This is a genomic window from Devosia sp. SD17-2 (assembly GCF_029201565.1).
Classification (GTDB): Bacteria; Pseudomonadota; Alphaproteobacteria; order Rhizobiales; family Devosiaceae; genus Devosia.
In genome coordinates, this window is the sequence record NZ_CP104002.1 from 3,667,341 (window position 1) to 3,682,562 (window position 15,222).

The following is a 15,222-nucleotide window of genomic DNA, read 5'->3' on the forward strand; positions in this document are numbered from 1 at the left end:
TGGTCGAAAGATTGGTTCAGGCGGGCTGAGTGTGCAGCCTTGGCTGGGTGCGATGGGCGCGGATGCTGAGGAGGACGCTTGCCAGCATGAGGAGCATGGCGGCGATTTCGAGGAATTGCGGGAGGCGCTGTTCCCAGGCGAAACCATAAAGCAGGGCAAAGAGGGTTTCGAACAGCACCATGGGGCCGACGAGGGTGAGCGGCAGCAGGCGGCTGACGCGGTTCCACAGGGCGTTGGCGACTAGGGACGCGAAAAAGGCGATCGCTACACAGACGAAGAGGAAATTCAGCCACAGGCTGGTGTCGGTCGGCAGGGGCGCGTGATTGAGCGCGACGGGCATGAGCGCAAGGCCCTGAAGGCCGGTGACGAGGCCGATGATGAGGTTCCAGTCCTCGGATGAAAGATCGGCGTGGCGCTCGAGGAAGAAACTGTTGCCGACGGCAAAGCCGGTCCAGGACAGCAGCGCGCCCATGGCCAGAACCATGCCGATGATCGGGCCGGCGGTGCCCAGCGAGAGGCCGGTGCCGAAGGCATCGAGCGTGATGAGGGCGATGGCGGCTGTGCCCAAGGTGAGCGCCGGCGCGAGGCGCATGAAGGGCACGGCACCCTTTTGCAGGCACCCGACAAGGGCGATGGTGACCGGCATGAGGCCGATGATCAGCGTGGCGATGGGCACGCCGGCGAGGAGGATCGCATTGGTCAGCAGCAGGTAATAGAGCGTGTTGCCGATGATCGCGAGGCCGAAGGCAATGGCGAGGTTTTTCGCGGTGAGCAGCGGCAGGATCTGGCGGAGGCGGAAGAGCACGAGCCCGAGCGCGAGGAGCCCATAGACGAGATAGCGCCCGGCGACGAGCATCAGCGGGCTGAAGGCGGTGACCGTTTTCGGGGCGACGAAGACGAGGCCCCAGAGCGCGCCGGTGACGATGGCGAAAATGACGCCGAGGGTCAGGTTTTTCGGGATGGTCATGGCGGGGGTGGTCGTCTCGGGCGGGGTGGTTCTGGGTCGATGCGCCAGTGGTAGCGGATTGGCGCGGCAATGGGGGCGGAAAAAGCGGAGGGGGCAGCGGTTTTCGCGGGGGTTTTCGGGAGGGGCGCGGGCGGCGTATGATGGCGACAACCGGGAGCCAGGCATGAAAACGACCAATTACGACCGCGTCTTCGGATATTCGGTGGCCAGCATCCACGAACTCTATGTGGCGAAGGTGGAGCGCAAGGGGCATACGCGCGAAGAGGTCGACCAGGTGATCTGCTGGCTGACCGGGCACAATGAGGCAAGCCTTACAGCGGCGATGGATGAGGGCCAGACGCTGGGCAATTTCTTTGACAAGGCCCCGGCCATGAACCAGGCGCGGGAGCTGATCAAGGGTGCTATCTGCGGCGTGCGGGTGGAAGAGATCGAAGACAGGACGATGCAGAACATCCGCTATATGGACAAGCTGGTGGACGAAGTGGCCAACGGCAAGGCCATGGCGAAGATCCTGCGTTCGGCCTGAGACGCCTCAGGCTTCTTCAGGGGGGCCAAGGGGAAATCTGAGGCTGACGGTGACGCCATCGGCCGAGGAGGCGGTGTGGAGGGTTCCGCGCGCCTGGGCGGCAAAGGATTCCATCAGGCGGCGGCCAATGCCGCTCGCCTTGCGTTCGGGCAGCGGGTCGCCATCATTGTGGATGGAAAGGTCGGCCATGCCGGACGCGTCGACCTCCATGCGGATGGAAATCGTGCCCGAGCGTCCGTCGGGATAGCCATATTTGACGGCGTTGATGATCGCCTCGTTGACGAGCTGGCCGATGGGCATGACGATTTCGCTGGGCAGATCGACATCGGCGATGGCCGTTTCGAGGCGGATCTGCTCGGAGCTGGCATAGATCACCTTGCTGGCGATGTCGGTAATGTAGCTGCGCGCCGGCGCCTGGACGAAATCGATATTGCGATAGATGTGCTCGTGCACCGAGACCATGGCGGCGATGCGCGGCTCGATCTCGGCGAGGATATCCGGATTGCGCACCTGGGTGCGCACGAGGGAGAGTACGGACTGGAGATTGTTCTTGATCCGGTGGTGGATCTCGAGGAGGAGGCTCTCGTTGCGCGCGAGGGATGTCGCCAGCTTGCGGCCAGTGCGTTCCTGCTGCATGGCGAGGCCCCGCATGTGCCAGGAGGCGACCCCGAGAAGGATCAGGATTGGCGCCAGGGTGGCCAGCGTGACGCCGACGCGCGACCAGAACTGGCCAAGCTCGACCTGGGGATCGACGCCGATGACGGCAATGAGCGGGGCGGCCTCGACGCTGGAATAGCCCAGCACGCGCGTGACCCCATCGATGGGAGAGGCCGGCGCCCAGTAGACGCCAGTCGGGCTGGCGGTGAAATTGCCGACGAACTCCTGGGACACCGTGTTGTCATAGACTTCGGTATCGATGGGCGGCAGGCGAGCGGTTATCCAGCCGCCGCGGTGGACAACGAAAGCATTGGAATCGCCGCCGATGCCGACCCAGGCGTGGCTGAGGATATCGGGAGGCGCATAGGCAACCGCTGCCCCCTGGAACACGCCATGGCTGCGCAGGGCAAGGCCTATGGCGAAGGTCTTGTTGCCAGTGACCCGATCGGTGATGAGATTGGAGATGACCCAGTTCTGTCCGTCGCGCATCTGGCCGAAATATTGCCGATCACTGATATTGACGGGGCGGGCCGTCAGCCCGATGAACTCGCGGGAATTGCCCTCGGCGTCATAGATGATCATGGTGACGCCATCGGGCAGGTCGGACAGGGCGGCGACAAGGGTGCGGGTGGAATCCACATCGCTCGACACGGGACCCAGTTGTTCGGCGACGCGGCTGAGCGTCTGGCGAGCGACTTCCACATACCAGCGGACATCGGTGGCGAGCGACACTGCGTAAGCCTCGACGCGGTTTTCGAGGTCGTCGCGGGTGCGCTGGTAGTCGAAGGTGAAGGAAATGGCCGCAATCCCCAGAGCGAGGGTGACGAGGGCGGCGTAAAGAAAACCGATAAACTGACCACTGGAGCGCGGGCGGCTTGTGGCGCCAGGTGGATCGGCGGGAGGTATTCGTCTGGCCCGAAACATCGATGCGCTCCCTAAGTCGAGAGGATGCTAGCCCAGGATAACAGTCGGGGATAGCCTACAAAAATGGATTGCTCCGCGCTCGCGGCCTGCGCGCTCATCGTTCAAGAAACGACACCAGTGCGTTGCGATTGGCTTTCTAGGCAAGAAGGTGCCAGAGTTCTACATTCCTCCTCGAACACGGCGCCAGACGCCGCAGCAATTGGGAGACGAAAATGACCCTCGAACTTGGCGGCATCCACCATCTGACCGCCGTGACCGCCGACGCACCGCGCAATCTCAAGTTCTATACCCAGACCCTTGGCATGCGCCTGATCAAGAAGACGGTGAACCAGGACGACACCTCGGCCTATCACCTGTTCTATGGCGACGGCGTGGCCTCTCCCGGCGCGGACCTGACCTTCTTTGACTTCAACACGCTGCGCGAGCAGCGCGGCAACCACAGCGTTGGCCGCACCGGGCTGCGCGTCGACAGCGAGGAAACGCTGAAGTGGTGGAAGGACCATCTGGAAGCCCATCAGGTCTCGACCTCGGGCATCAAGGAACGCTTCGGTCACACCTCGCTCGACTTCGAGGATTTTGAAGGCCAGCGCTTCCGTCTTGTCGTCGACGGCAGCAACAAGGTCGTGCCCTGGGCCAAGTCGCCCGTGCCGGTAGACAAGCAGATCATCGGGCTGGGGCCGATCACCCTGTCGGTGCCAAAACTCGAGCCGACCGACGTGATGCTGACGAAGGTGATGAACATGCGCCAGGTGCGCAATTACCCGGCCCGCGAGCGCAATGGCGAAGTGTTCGTCTATGAAATGGGTCCGGGCGGCCCGGCAGCCGAGCTGCATGTTTCGGTCGATCCGAGCCTGCCGCGGGTGCGGCCCGGCGCCGGTGGCGTGCACCACGTTGCCTTCCGCACGCCGGACCAGGACAGCCTGCGCGAGTGGATCGAACGGGTGAACAGCTTTGGCATCCGTTCCTCGGGAGAGGTGGAACGGTTCTATTTCACCTCGCTCTATTTCCGCGAGCCGAACGGGATCCTGTTCGAGATTGCCACCGACGTGCCCGGCTTTGCCGCGGACGAGCCGATGGAGAGCCTGGGGGAAACGCTGGCCCTGCCGCCCTTCCTCGAACCGCACCGGGCCCAGATCGAGGCCGGTCTGAAGCCGCTCGACTAAGCGTCATAGCCAAGAAAGAGCCCTCCCTCGGGGAGGGCTTTTTTGTTTTATGCAGCGACGAGTGGCGACTGGCGGCCTAGACGCCGGGGGGTGGGGAGATGGCATCGTCGGCGGCGCGGCCGCCCATTCCCATTCCCATTCCCATGCCCATGCCCATCCCCATGCCGCCACCGCCTGCGCCGCCGGCACCGCCGCCGCCCTGCCCGCCTCCGCCACCTTCGCGGCCCTGACCGCCCGGCTGGCCACCGCGACCGCCACGGCCACCGCCGGCGCTGGCGGGACGGGTCGGGCCCTGCATGGGGATTTCGAGATCGGCGGGGATCGGGGTGAGATCTAGGGCCTGGCGGATGAAATTGCGCAGGGACACGACGAGGTCGTGGGTGTGGACCTGGTTGCCGGCGACGAGCTCGCGCGCGACTTTTTCAGCCAGACGCACATGTTCGTCGGTGCCGAGCAGGATGATGTCTGAGAGGGCGGCCTCGACATTGTCGCGCACCTGACGAACGCGCTCGAACGTCTCGTCGCTCATGGTGCGGGGTGGGACAGCCTCGCCACCGGCTTCGGCCGCGGCCTTTTCGGCGGCGCGGATATCGCGGAGATGGCGGGGATCGACGGAGAGGCGGCCGGTGAAGGAGCCGCCGAGCACCTTGTAAGCGGCGATGAGGGTTTTGAGGCGCTCGTTGATCTGGCGGTTCATCCGCTGCTGGCGCTGCTGGATGGTGGTCATCATGACGAGGCGAATGCCGATGCCGATGAGCGCAAAAAGCGCGATGCCGATCAGCGAGGTCAGGATCCCCTGCCAGGAAGTGAAGTCAAAGCCGCGCAATTGAGTGTTCTCCGATGGTGGGGAGAGTTTGGCATGGCGGGGCTAGTGGGGGGAAGGGAGTGGGGAGGCCGATAGGTCCCCTCACCCTGGCCCTCTCCCCGGAGGGGCGAGGGGACGCAGGAGGGGACGGGCTGGTGGAGGCGGAGGCGGAGGCGGAGGCGGAGGAATACCCCCACCTGGCCTCCCCCTGGTAGGGGGAGGGACAGATCGAGATTGGGGTTGGCTTAGTGGTGGAAACGTAAGCCCCCCACCCTCAATCCCTCCCCACGAGGGGGAGGGAGGCCGATCGCGTTTTTGGGCGCGGGTGGTGGTGAGCCCCTAGTGCCTCAGCGCGCCGTTGTCGTGTCGGGTTTGAGGAGGGCGGCGGTGGAGACGAGGCGGAGGAATTCGGCGCGGTAGCCGCCTTCGTCGTCTCCGCGGCCGGCGCGGGCGAGGGCTTCGATTTCGGCCCATGTCATGGCGGAGCCGTAGACGCTGGACTTCAGCTTTTGGCCGAAGGCCGCAATTGCGGCGGCGAACTGGGCGTCGGGGCCAGCGGTGGTGATGTCATCATAGACCACATCGGCGGTGACCGGCTCTTCGATGAGCTGGCTGACCGTTTCGCCGGGGAGTTTGTAGCGCATCTTGAGGAAGGCGAGCTCCTCCCCTGCCCCGCTGGTGGTGGCATTTTCGCCATAGCGGAGGGGATCGATCTGTTCGCCGCCCGAGCCGACCGGGGTGATTTCATAGAGCGCGGTAACGGTGTGGCCGGCACCGATATCGCCCGCATCCACCGCGTCATTGTTGAAATCCTCGCGGTTGAGGGCGCGGGTTTCGTAGCCGATGAGGCGGTATTCGGCGATCACTGCTGGGTTGAACTCGACCTGGATTTTGACGTCCTGGGCGATGGTGTGGAGCGTGCCGCCGATTTCCTCGACCAGCACTTTTTTGGCTTCGGCAAAGCTCGAGATGTAGCTGGCATTTCCATTGCCGTTCTGGGCAAGGGCCTGCATGGTCGCGTCATCAAGATTGCCGCGACCGAAGCCGAGGATGGAAAGGCTGGTGCCGGTCTGGCGCTTTTCGGCGATGAAATCTTCGAGTGCCTCAGGGTCGTCGATGCCCACATTGAAATCGCCATCGGTGGCGAGGATGACGCGATTGGTGCCCTCCACCCTTGCTTCTTCGGCGAGGCGATAGGCCAGTTCGATGCCTTCAGCCCCGGCTGTGCTGCCACCAGCCGAGAGGCCGTCGAGCGCCGAGAGGATTTTCGCCTTGTTGTCGGCAGAGGTCGGCTCGAGCACGATGCCGGCCGAGCCGGCATAGGCCACGATGGACACCGTGTCATTGGCCGAGAGTTTGTCGAGCAGAAGCGCAAAGGCGCGCTTCAAAAGCGGGAGCTTGTCGGGCGCATCCATCGAGCCTGAGGTATCGATGAGAAAGACCAGATTGGACTTTGTGTCGGCGCCCACGGGCGGCTCGAAGCCCTTGATGCCGATCTCGAGCAGCTGGGTTTTGTCGTTCCACGGCGTGGGGAAGACTTTCAGGGTCGGCTGGAACGGCACATCGGCGCTGGCGGGCGCGGCGTAGTCATAGGGGAAATAATTGAGCAATTCCTCGATGCGGATCGCATCGGCTTCGGGGAGATAGCCGTCCTCGAGCTGGCGCCGAACATAGGCATAGCTGGCTGTATCGACATCGATGGAGAAGGTCGAAACAGGTTCGTCGGCAACGGCCTTGAGGCGCTGCTCGTCGAAGCTGGTGAAGCTATCGCCGCTGGGTTCAGCCGCAGGGGCATAGCCGAAATTGTCGACGGAATTGCGCGTCAGCATCTGGCCCGCGGCCGGGCTGGGGGCCGCCGCCGTTTGAAGCGCGATGGAGGGCGAGATCGGCGCAGGCGCGCGCACCATGGGGGCTTCGGCCATTTTGTCCTGCGGCGAGGGCATGACGGCATCGGCGATCATCGCTTCGGCCTCCTGAGCAGGCTCGGGCGGAGCGGGTTGGGTTTCGACCAGCACGGGAGCTTGCCCGGCGGTGTCGGAGATCACGGCCGGGGCCGGATCGTGGGCGGCACCACCGACCGGGGTCAGCGCGGTGGAATTGTAAAACTGCAGCCCGAGCGGGAAGAGCAGCAGGGCGACGGCGGCGGTGCCGAGAGGAATGCGGGCGTCCATGATCGAAAATCCCTTCAAGGAGGCGATGATGGACGTGAGACGCCAGCCCCCGGAATTTCCTTTGGATGGGGCGGCAGATTTTTTTGCCTGCTCTTCTTCCTGGGCGTCATCATAGGCGGCGCGGGCCGCGGCGAGGGCGGCAGCGCGGGCATCTGGACGCACTGGCGGCGGCGTTGTCGATTTCAGGGCGTCGAACGGATCGTGGTCGTGGTGGCTCATAGCAGCCCCCTCAATGTCTTGCGGGCTTCGTGCACATGGTAGGAAATGGTCGCCTCCCGGATGCCCATGATATCGGCGGCTTCGGCGTGGCTCAGCTCCTCGGCATAGACGAGGAGCACGGCGTCGCGCTGTTTTTCCGGCAGGGTGCGGACGGCGGCCCAGAGTTCGCGGTTGGTGGTGGCAGCCTCCTGGTCCGGCTCGGCCTCGGAGGGTGTTATCTCGGCATAGCTTTTCGCATGTCGCCCCCTGCGCTGGCCGGCGCGCTGCCAATCGCGCACCGCATTGAGCGTGATGCGATAGACCCAGGAGGAAAAGGCGCTGCGCCCATCGAAGCCGGAAATGGCCCCGCCAAGTTTTATGCAGACATCCTGGGCGATATCCTCGGCATCGTCGCGATTGCCGCACCAGCGCCAGGCGGTCCGATAGATGCGGTCGTAATGGGTTTCCAAAAGCTCGGCAAAAGCATCGGAGTCCCCGTTCTGCGCGCGCCGGACCAGCGCCTCGGCTAGTGCCGTTGCGGGATCGAGCGGTGGTGCGGCAGTCAGTCCCATCATGGCAGCATGCACATCTGGCCTCTTTGGCTTAATTAGAGGCTAAGACGCCGGCGCCGGAAACTTCCTTTGGGTCGGGGCCGAGATATTTTTGTGAAGCTGTGCACGGGGGCCTATAGAAGGCTGACGTCGACGCTGCGAAAGGCCAAGATCATGACAGACAAGCCAGAGAGCCCGTTCAAACTCAATTCAACACGGATTATCATTCTGGCGCTGGGCGCGCTGGTGCTGCTGATCAGCATCTCGATGTTTTCGGGCGGGCTGGGGACGTATAATGCGCTCAAGGAAGCCGCCAATGCGGCCAAAACGCCGAGTGCCGAGCAGGTGGAGCCGGCGCAGTAGGTTTTTGTGTGTTTGAAGGGGATTACCCCCACCTAGCCTCCCCCTGGCAGGGGGAGGGACGCATCGGGGAGGCGGAAGCCCCTCATGACTTCACGACTATCTCAGAGTGATGGATTGGCGGCGGCGGGGCCTCGGGCCTTAAGCAGCATTTCTTTTGCGGCGGGGTTCCCCTCACCCTGACCCTCTCCCCGGAGGGGCGAGGGGACGGTGAAGCTGAGGGTTTTGTGGGGCGGAAGCGGCGGACACCCCCACCCCAACCCTCCCCACAAGGGGGAGGGAGCCTTCGGTGGCTCACCGGCATCGCGGCACACTGGATGGGCTCCTCCCCCCTATCAGGGGGAGGTCAGGTGGGGGTTTTCAGGCCACCAGGGCCTGGGGCACTGCTTCAGCAATAAAGCCGCCGCCTAAAACTTCTGAGGTCTGGCTGTCGTCGGTGTAGAAGACGCAGGCCTGGCCGGGGGAGATGCCGTATTCGCCTGAGACGAGGGTGACGTAGACTTCCCCGTCCTGCATCTGGATGACGGCAGGCTGTGGGCCGCGGGTAGAGCGGACTTTGACTTCCACAGGGGCGCCATTGCCGGCGCTGGCTTCGGCGAGCGGGACGCTGCCCAGCCAGTTGACGTTGCGCAGGCGCACCGTGTGGGTCTTTAGCGCTTCGCGCGGGCCGACGATGACACGGCCGGTGCGGTGATCGAGTTTGACCACATAGAGTGGTTCGCCCGCGGCGACGCCGAGACCCTTGCGCTGGCCGATGGTGTAATTGACGATGCCGTCATGGGTGCCGAGCACACGACCGTCGAGATGGACGATTTCGCCGGTCGCCATGGCTTCGGGGTGCATCTTGCGGATGATGTCGGCATATTTGCCCTGCGGCACGAAGCAGATGTCCTGGCTGTCGTGCTTTTCGGCGATCTCGAGACCCATGTCGCGGGCCAACTCACGCACTTCGGCCTTGCCCATGCCGCCCAGGGGGAAGCGCAGGAAATCGAGCTGTTCCTGGGTGGTGGCGAAGAGGAAATAGGTCTGATCCCGCTCGCTGTCGACGGGACGGAAGAGCTGGCGGCGGCCATCGTCGCCAAGGCGCGACTGGACGTAATGGCCCGTGGCCAAGACGTCGGCGCCGAGATCGCGCGCAACCGTCATCAGGTCGACGAACTTCACGGACTGGTTGCAGGCAATGCAGGGAACCGGGGTTTCGCCCTGCTGATAGGCATTGGCGAAGGGTTCAATGACCGAGGCCTTGAAGCGCTCCTCATAGTCGAGAACGTAGTGGGGAATGCCCAGCTTGGCGGCGACGCGGCGGGCATCGTGGATGTCCTGACCGGCGCAGCAGGCACCCTTGCGATGGGTGGCCTCGCCATGATCGTAAAGCTGGAGAGTGATGCCCACGACTTCATAGCCCTGGCGGGCGAGCAGGCCGGCAACGACGGAAGAGTCAACGCCCCCGGACATGGCGACAACAACGCGCGTGTCCTCTGGACGCTTGGCGATATCAAGCGAATTCAACATGTTTGTCCTCTATCCGGTTGGGTTCAAGGGCCAGCGGATTGATGGGGAGTGCTCATACGCGTTTTGGCGGGAGGCTGCAACGGCGGACCCGGCAGGAATTGCCGGGAGTTGAGCGCTAATTGCCTGTAACGGATTGGAGCGCAACCGCGCTGACATTTGCAACACCTTGTTTCTCAATCAGAATTTTCTGGGATCGCGAGTTGGCAAGGGGATTGCATTGCGTTTGCAGAATAGGACTATCGAGAGGCGCTCGGCTTTGGCATCACATCTGACACTTCTTTCCGCATTTGGTGCCGCGCCGGTAAAGCCTGTCGCTCCGGTTGCGAACAAGGCAGATGCGCGGGACGACGCGTTTGCCCGGCTGGTCGAACCAGAAGCAAAGCCGGCAGACAACAAGCCTGCCGACACGGCCGCTGCACCGGCAAAGACTGCTGACCGGGATGCGCCGCCGCCCAAGAACGATGCTGTGTCAGGCGAGCCAGCGACCGTCGCCGAGGCTGTCCCGGGTGAAGCAGACGACGCTGCCGAAACGGAGACGCCGCTCTCCGAGGCTCTGCTCGAAGCGCTTGCCGCTGTCGTGTCCACCCTGGGTGGGCAGGCCGAAGGCAGCCCGCTCAAGGATATCGAGGACGCGCTGGGTGAACTGGCCGATGCCATGGGCATCGACATGGCCAGCCTCATCCAGCAGCTGCAGAAACTGGCCGAGGCCAATGGAGCCGTCGCCGGTGGCCAGGGTGACGCCGATGGCGAGCTGCTCGCCAAGCTGACCGACTTCCTGGCCAAGGCGCTCGGCACCGACGCCGAAACCCTCGACCCGGAAATCCAGGCGAACCTCAGCCGGCTCGTCGATGCGGCCAAGAAGTTTGCCCAGATGGTGCCGACCGAGCCAGAGCTGGCCGAGCCGACACTCAAGCTTTCCGAGCCGGTGCTGACCGGCAAGGCCGAGGATGGTGCTGCGACCGATGGCAAGTCCAAGGACGCGGTGTCTGACAAGGAACCGGGCCAGCGCGCTGCGCCCGAGGCCGCGCTGCGTGCCGAGCGTCCCGCCGGCGCAGATGCGGGGCGCCCTGCCCCCAATCCGGCGGCCAATGGCGCCGATGGAGCCGAGCTCAACCTCGTCCAGCAGAGCCCGACCGATGTGGCCAAGCTGCCGACGGACACCTCGGCCGCCGTGCCGCGCGTGGTTCAGGCCGGCTACCAGACCAGCCAGCAGCAGATCAATCTGCCGCAGATCGCCTTTGAAATGGCGCGGCAGGTGGACGGCGGCAATACGCGCTTCCAGATCCGCCTCGATCCGCCCGAACTGGGCCGCATCGACGTTAAGCTCGATATCGACGCCAATGGCCAGGTCAATGCCAGGCTGACGGTGGAAAAGGCCGAAACGCTCGATCTGATGCAGCGCGACCAGCGCGCGCTTGAACGGGCGCTGCAGCAGGCCGGGCTCGACGCCAGCAAGACCAATCTCGAATTCTCGCTCAAGCAGAACCCGTTTGCCGGCGACCAGAATGACCATCCCGAACGCGAGGGCGGCGTGGCCGACCAGGGCGAAGCGGGAACCGAAGACAGCGAGGCTCCGCCCGCCGTCACCCTTTATCGTGGGGCGCTGCAAGCCAGCGGCCTCAACATTGTCGCCTAAGGAAGTACAATCATGATCGACGGCGTTTCCGGTTCGAGCGGCGCAGGCAATGGGGCTCTCTCCGGCTCGCGCACCACGATTGCCCAGAATTTCGACACCTTCCTGCAGATCCTGACCACGCAGCTGAAGAACCAGAACCCGCTGGACCCGCTGGATACCAACCAGTTCACCCAGCAGCTGGTGCAGTTCACCGGGGTCGAGCAGCAGCTCAAGACCAATGAGTTTCTCGAGAGCCTGCTCACGACCACCCAGAATACGCAGCGGTCCGACGCGGTGTCCTATATCGGCAAGCAGGTGACGGTGTCGGGCTCGACCACCCAGCTCAAGGGCAGCCACGCGCTCTGGGCCTATAATGCCGACGCCAATGTGGCCAACGCCAATATCACCATCAAGAACGCCACGGGTGACATCGTCTACTCCCAGACCGGCTCGCTGGGGATCGGGGAAGGCACCTTTGCCTGGGATGGCATCGGTTCGGACGGCACGCCCTATCCGGACGGGCTCTATACCATCCGCATTGACGGCACCAATCTGTCAGGCAAGACCGTCAATGTCTCCACCTCCTCGGTGGGCACGGTCACGGCCGTGGACTTCTCGGGTCGCGAGACCATGGTTACTGTCGGCGCCAGCAAGGTGCCGCTGCGCGACATTTCGGAAGTGCGCGCTGCCGAGCCGGCCAAGCCGGTCGCGGATGAAGAACCGGCCGCTTCCTGAGGCGAGACGCGGCGCCAGCCAGCGAAACTGGCAGTCAGCGCCGCGCAAATTTGAGGGCCATCGGGTGTTTGACGCCCGAGGCCCCCGGGGTCAGGCGGGCGGGACCGCTGCGCCCCATCAGGGGCGTTCAGCCCCAGAACGGGTCCGAATCCCGGTCAATTGACTGAAATTTCATAGCATTCTTAACCTGTTGTAAGTTTCCCCTTAGGGGTCTCTTAAGGCCGATACCCTATTCTCCTCACCATATGGTCAGGTTGAGTAGAGAGTAAAATGACCGTACAAATGCGTCCTCGCGTAAAGTACGTTATCGGACCGGACGGCAGCCCGCTCACTATTGCGGACCTGCCTCCTCCCAATACACGCCGCTGGGTGATCCGTCGCAAGGCCGAAGTCGTGGCCGCCGTGCGTGGTGGATTGCTGAGCTTGGAAGAAGCTTGTGCTCGCTATGCTTTGAGCGTCGATGAGTTTCTGAACTGGCAGGCGGCAATCGACAAGCATGGACTGGCTGGTCTTCGGACCACCTGGATCCAGCACTATCGCGAAGGCTGATAGTGTAGCCATATTCTGGCAGGCCCCCGCGGACACAAGTCCTGCGGGGGTTTTGCGTTTGTCGCGCTGTCAGGGCGTTTGCAAGCCGAGCGCATTGGCGCTCGCAGGGCGCGCGCGCAGGCGATCGTAGTAGGCCTTCACCGCAGGCAGGTCCGGCTTTTCGAACGGCGTGCCGAACCAGCGATGGATGGAAAGGCCCAGCGCGATATCGGCTACTGTGAAGTCCGGGCCGGCAATAAAGGCGCGGCCGTCGGCGAGCGCGTTTTCAAGCAGTTTCATTCTCGATGACCAGCGCCCGGTTGAGCGGGCGATCTCTGCCGGGTCGTCATATCTCGGGGTCCGGCGCATCAGCGCATTGACCGCATAGCCCCATGTCGGATTGAGCTCTGAGGCCTGCCAGCCCAGCCATTGAAGAGCGTGGCAAGGTCCTGGCGGGGCGTGGGCAGAAGTTTTCCGCGCGTCTGGGCCAGGTAGACGAGAATGGCATTGCTCTCCCACATCGTTGTGCCGTCGGCATCGACAAGCACTGGCACCTGAGCGTTGGGATTGAGCGCCAGGAACTCCGGGACATTGGGATCGCGCAGCGGCAGACCCCAGTCCTGCCGCTCATAGGGTTCCCCCAGTTCATCGAGCGCCCAGAGCACTTTCCGGACATTTATCGACGTCAGCCGGCCAAGCACCTCGATCACAACGCATTCTCCCCCTGTACAACTGGGCAATAATTGCCGCGCATCCCGCTTTGGGACCGGAGGTTAATACATTGTTTACCATCTGGTGGGTAATTTTTGCCCAGCGGTCGACGGGGGCTCCGACGGTCGCGCTGGTCCGAACTTGAGTGGCAGCGTGGAAAGTCTTACCAATCTAATCAATCGCATCGGCTTGCCGCGTCTGGCAGCCATGGGCACAGTCGCTGTGCTTATCCTTGGCTTCTTCGGCTTTCTGGTGCTTCGCGCCCAGACACCGAACCTGGCACCGCTCTATAGCGGGTTGAGCCTTGAAGACTCCTCGGCCATCGTCACCGAACTGCAGACGCTCAACATTCCGTTCGAGCTGCGCGGCGAAGGCGACACCATCCTCGTCCCCCGTGACCAGATCACCACCCTGCGCATGAACCTGGCCGGCGAAGGCCTGCCCAGTCGCGGCCAGGTTGGCTATGAGATCTTCGACCAGCAGTCGACGCTGGGCGCCACCAGCTTCGTCCAGAACATCAACAATGTTCGAGCCCTCGAAGGCGAACTGGCGCGCACCATTTCCTCGCTGGCCCGGATCAAGAGTGCCCGCGTGCACCTCGTCCTGCCCGAGCGCGAACTGTTCCGCCGCGAACGCAAGGATCCATCGGCGTCGATCGTCCTGTCGGTGCGCGGTGCGCTTTCGACCGGCGAAATCCGCGCCATCCAGCACATGGTGGCGTCGGCCATCCAAGGTCTCAACCCGCAGCGCGTGTCGATCGTCGACGACGCCGGCAATCTTCTCGCCTCGGGCGCCGAGGACTCCGGGCTTGGAGCCCTCTCCGGCCAGGCCGAAGAGCGCACGCTTGGTTTTGAGAACCGCCTGCGGACCCGCGTTGAAGACATGCTGGCCAATGTGGTCGGCGCAGGCCGGGCGCGCGTCGAAGTCAGCGCAGAGCTCGACTTCAACCGCTCGACCGTGACGGCTGAAACCTTCGATCCGGACGGCCAGGTTGTCCGCTCGACCCAGATCCGTGAAGCGGCCAATGAATCGGCCAATGCCTCGGGTCAGGTCTCGGTCGCCACCGAGCTGCCGGGTGCGTCCGACAATGCCGGCGACGGCCAGGGCGAGCGCGGCAATTCGGCCGAAGAAGTCATCAACTACGAGATTTCCAAGAAGACCGAGACCGCCGTTACCGAAGCGGGTTCGCTCAAGCGCCTGTCGGTTGCCGTGGTGGTCGATGGTGCCTATGCCGACGATGGCGCGGGCAACATCACCTATTCGCCGCGCAGCGCCGACGAGTTGGCCCAGATCCTGACCCTGGTGCGCTCGGCAGTGGGCTATTCGGCCGACCGTGGCGACAGCGTGGAAGTGGTGAACATGCAGTTCGCCGAACGTCCCGAGCTGGCGACGCCGGGTACCGATGCCAATGCAGGCCTGCTCGACTTCACCCGCGACGATCTGATGAACGGCGCCGAGATGGCCGTGACCCTCCTGATCGCGCTGGCCCTGATGTTCTTCGTGCTGCGTCCGCTGCTCAAGAAGGTCATGAGCCCGGAACCCGGGCCCCTGGCCCTGCCGGCCGCTGTCGAGCTGGGTCAGAACGGCACGCTTGACGCCGACGGCCAAGTGATCCCGGTCGACGAACAGCTTGCCCACAGCGCACCGGCATCGATCGACTGGGTGTCCGACGCCAAGGCCGTGGGTGACCAGCAGATGCAGGCCCTCAAGTCAGTCGGTGAACTGATCGATGAAAACCCCAAGCAGGCTGCGCTGGTCGTGCGCAACTGGCTCAACAACGCGGCGTAATTGATCATGGC

The 15,222-nt window shown here is 63.8% G+C and carries 15 protein-coding genes; 7 read left to right on the forward strand and 8 right to left on the reverse strand.

Annotation, left to right across the window (positions count from 1 at the left end):
* Positions 1–16: 16 nt before the first annotated feature.
* Positions 17–967, reverse strand: coding sequence for a DMT family transporter (locus tag NYQ88_RS18040; RefSeq protein ID WP_275652475.1), 951 nt, complete (start codon positions 965–967; stop codon positions 17–19).
* A gap of 163 nt (positions 968–1,130) precedes the next feature.
* On the opposite strand from NYQ88_RS18040, the gene NYQ88_RS18045 reads away from it, so the two are divergent.
* Positions 1,131–1,493 (forward strand): DUF2200 domain-containing protein, encoded by a 363-nt coding sequence (locus NYQ88_RS18045; protein WP_275652476.1) that lies wholly within the window; start codon positions 1,131–1,133, stop codon positions 1,491–1,493.
* 6 nt (positions 1,494–1,499) lie between these two features.
* Here the strand turns inward: NYQ88_RS18045 and NYQ88_RS18050 are convergent, their stop codons facing one another.
* Positions 1,500–3,074, reverse strand: coding sequence for a histidine kinase dimerization/phosphoacceptor domain -containing protein (locus NYQ88_RS18050; protein ID WP_275652477.1), 1,575 nt, complete (start codon positions 3,072–3,074; stop codon positions 1,500–1,502).
* Positions 3,075–3,286: 212 nt separating this feature from the next.
* Here NYQ88_RS18050 and NYQ88_RS18055 point away from each other — a divergent pair, with 212 nt between their 5' ends.
* Positions 3,287–4,237, forward strand: a complete 951-nt coding sequence (locus tag NYQ88_RS18055) for a ring-cleaving dioxygenase (protein ID WP_275652478.1) — start codon at positions 3,287–3,289, stop codon at positions 4,235–4,237.
* 76 nt (positions 4,238–4,313) lie between these two features.
* Here the strand turns inward: NYQ88_RS18055 and NYQ88_RS18060 are convergent, their stop codons facing one another.
* The 3 genes from NYQ88_RS18060 to NYQ88_RS18070 all read right to left on the reverse strand — a co-directional run bounded on the left by NYQ88_RS18060 (position 4,314) and on the right by NYQ88_RS18070 (position 7,986).
* Positions 4,314–5,063, reverse strand: coding sequence for a hypothetical protein (locus NYQ88_RS18060; protein ID WP_275652479.1), 750 nt, complete (start codon positions 5,061–5,063; stop codon positions 4,314–4,316).
* Positions 5,064–5,389: 326 nt separating this feature from the next.
* On the reverse strand, positions 5,390–7,432 hold the full coding sequence (locus NYQ88_RS18065) for a von Willebrand factor type A domain-containing protein (protein WP_275652480.1): 2,043 nt from the start codon (positions 7,430–7,432) through the stop codon (positions 5,390–5,392).
* Complete coding sequence (locus tag NYQ88_RS18070) at positions 7,429–7,986, reverse strand: RNA polymerase sigma factor (RefSeq protein WP_275652481.1); 558 nt, start codon at positions 7,984–7,986, stop codon at positions 7,429–7,431. The genes NYQ88_RS18065 and NYQ88_RS18070 overlap by 4 nt, the downstream gene beginning before the upstream one ends.
* A 150-nt stretch (positions 7,987–8,136) precedes the next feature.
* Here NYQ88_RS18070 and NYQ88_RS18075 point away from each other — a divergent pair, with 150 nt between their 5' ends.
* On the forward strand, positions 8,137–8,325 hold the full coding sequence (locus NYQ88_RS18075) for a hypothetical protein (protein WP_275652482.1): 189 nt from the start codon (positions 8,137–8,139) through the stop codon (positions 8,323–8,325).
* Between the two features lie 357 nt (positions 8,326–8,682).
* Here NYQ88_RS18075 and mnmA read toward each other — a convergent pair whose 3' ends face one another.
* Complete coding sequence (gene mnmA, locus NYQ88_RS18080) at positions 8,683–9,834, reverse strand: tRNA 2-thiouridine(34) synthase MnmA (protein ID WP_275652483.1); 1,152 nt, start codon at positions 9,832–9,834, stop codon at positions 8,683–8,685.
* A gap of 256 nt (positions 9,835–10,090) precedes the next feature.
* Here mnmA and NYQ88_RS18085 point away from each other — a divergent pair, with 256 nt between their 5' ends.
* The 3 genes from NYQ88_RS18085 to NYQ88_RS18095 all read left to right on the forward strand — a co-directional run bounded on the left by NYQ88_RS18085 (position 10,091) and on the right by NYQ88_RS18095 (position 12,733).
* Complete coding sequence (locus NYQ88_RS18085) at positions 10,091–11,470, forward strand: flagellar hook-length control protein FliK (RefSeq protein ID WP_275652484.1); 1,380 nt, start codon at positions 10,091–10,093, stop codon at positions 11,468–11,470.
* A gap of 12 nt (positions 11,471–11,482) precedes the next feature.
* Positions 11,483–12,184, forward strand: coding sequence for a flagellar hook assembly protein FlgD (locus NYQ88_RS18090; RefSeq protein WP_275652485.1), 702 nt, complete (start codon positions 11,483–11,485; stop codon positions 12,182–12,184).
* A gap of 270 nt (positions 12,185–12,454) precedes the next feature.
* Positions 12,455–12,733 carry a DUF1153 domain-containing protein gene (locus tag NYQ88_RS18095; RefSeq protein ID WP_275604489.1) on the forward strand — a complete coding sequence of 93 codons (279 nt, stop codon included), beginning with the start codon at positions 12,455–12,457 and terminating at the stop codon, positions 12,731–12,733.
* Between the two features lie 69 nt (positions 12,734–12,802).
* On the opposite strand, the gene NYQ88_RS18100 is transcribed toward NYQ88_RS18095, so the two are convergent.
* Both NYQ88_RS18100 and NYQ88_RS18105 read right to left on the reverse strand, forming a co-directional pair.
* A complete protein-coding gene (locus NYQ88_RS18100; RefSeq protein WP_275652486.1) occupies positions 12,803–13,081 on the reverse strand; it encodes a glutathione S-transferase C-terminal domain-containing protein in 279 nt (92 codons plus the stop codon).
* Positions 13,081–13,422, reverse strand: a complete 342-nt coding sequence (locus NYQ88_RS18105) for a glutathione S-transferase N-terminal domain-containing protein (protein WP_275652487.1) — start codon at positions 13,420–13,422, stop codon at positions 13,081–13,083. Before NYQ88_RS18105 ends, NYQ88_RS18100 begins: the two co-directional genes overlap by 1 nt.
* A gap of 154 nt (positions 13,423–13,576) precedes the next feature.
* On the opposite strand from NYQ88_RS18105, the gene fliF reads away from it, so the two are divergent.
* A complete protein-coding gene (gene fliF, locus NYQ88_RS18110; RefSeq protein ID WP_275652488.1) occupies positions 13,577–15,211 on the forward strand; it encodes a flagellar basal-body MS-ring/collar protein FliF in 1,635 nt (544 codons plus the stop codon).
* The last annotated feature ends 11 nt before the right edge of the window (positions 15,212–15,222 follow it).

What these genes read in the sequence shown, in the direction of transcription:
- NYQ88_RS18075 (WP_275652482.1), top strand. Translation starts at nt 8,137, where the DNA reads ATGACAGACAAGCCAGAGAGCCCGTTCAAACTCAATTCAACACGGATT.
- mnmA (WP_275652483.1), bottom strand. Translation starts at nt 9,834, where the DNA reads ATGTTGAATTCGCTTGATATCGCCAAGCGTCCAGAGGACACGCGCGTT.
- NYQ88_RS18045 (WP_275652476.1), top strand. Translation starts at nt 1,131, where the DNA reads ATGAAAACGACCAATTACGACCGCGTCTTCGGATATTCGGTGGCCAGC.
- NYQ88_RS18055 (WP_275652478.1), top strand. Translation starts at nt 3,287, where the DNA reads ATGACCCTCGAACTTGGCGGCATCCACCATCTGACCGCCGTGACCGCC.
- NYQ88_RS18070 (WP_275652481.1), bottom strand. Translation starts at nt 7,986, where the DNA reads ATGATGGGACTGACTGCCGCACCACCGCTCGATCCCGCAACGGCACTA.
- NYQ88_RS18065 (WP_275652480.1), bottom strand. Translation starts at nt 7,432, where the DNA reads ATGAGCCACCACGACCACGATCCGTTCGACGCCCTGAAATCGACAACG.
- NYQ88_RS18090 (WP_275652485.1), top strand. Translation starts at nt 11,483, where the DNA reads ATGATCGACGGCGTTTCCGGTTCGAGCGGCGCAGGCAATGGGGCTCTC.
- NYQ88_RS18040 (WP_275652475.1), bottom strand. Translation starts at nt 967, where the DNA reads ATGACCATCCCGAAAAACCTGACCCTCGGCGTCATTTTCGCCATCGTC.
- NYQ88_RS18095 (WP_275604489.1), top strand. Translation starts at nt 12,455, where the DNA reads ATGACCGTACAAATGCGTCCTCGCGTAAAGTACGTTATCGGACCGGAC.
- NYQ88_RS18050 (WP_275652477.1), bottom strand. Translation starts at nt 3,074, where the DNA reads ATGTTTCGGGCCAGACGAATACCTCCCGCCGATCCACCTGGCGCCACA.
- NYQ88_RS18100 (WP_275652486.1), bottom strand. Translation starts at nt 13,081, where the DNA reads ATGCGCCGGACCCCGAGATATGACGACCCGGCAGAGATCGCCCGCTCA.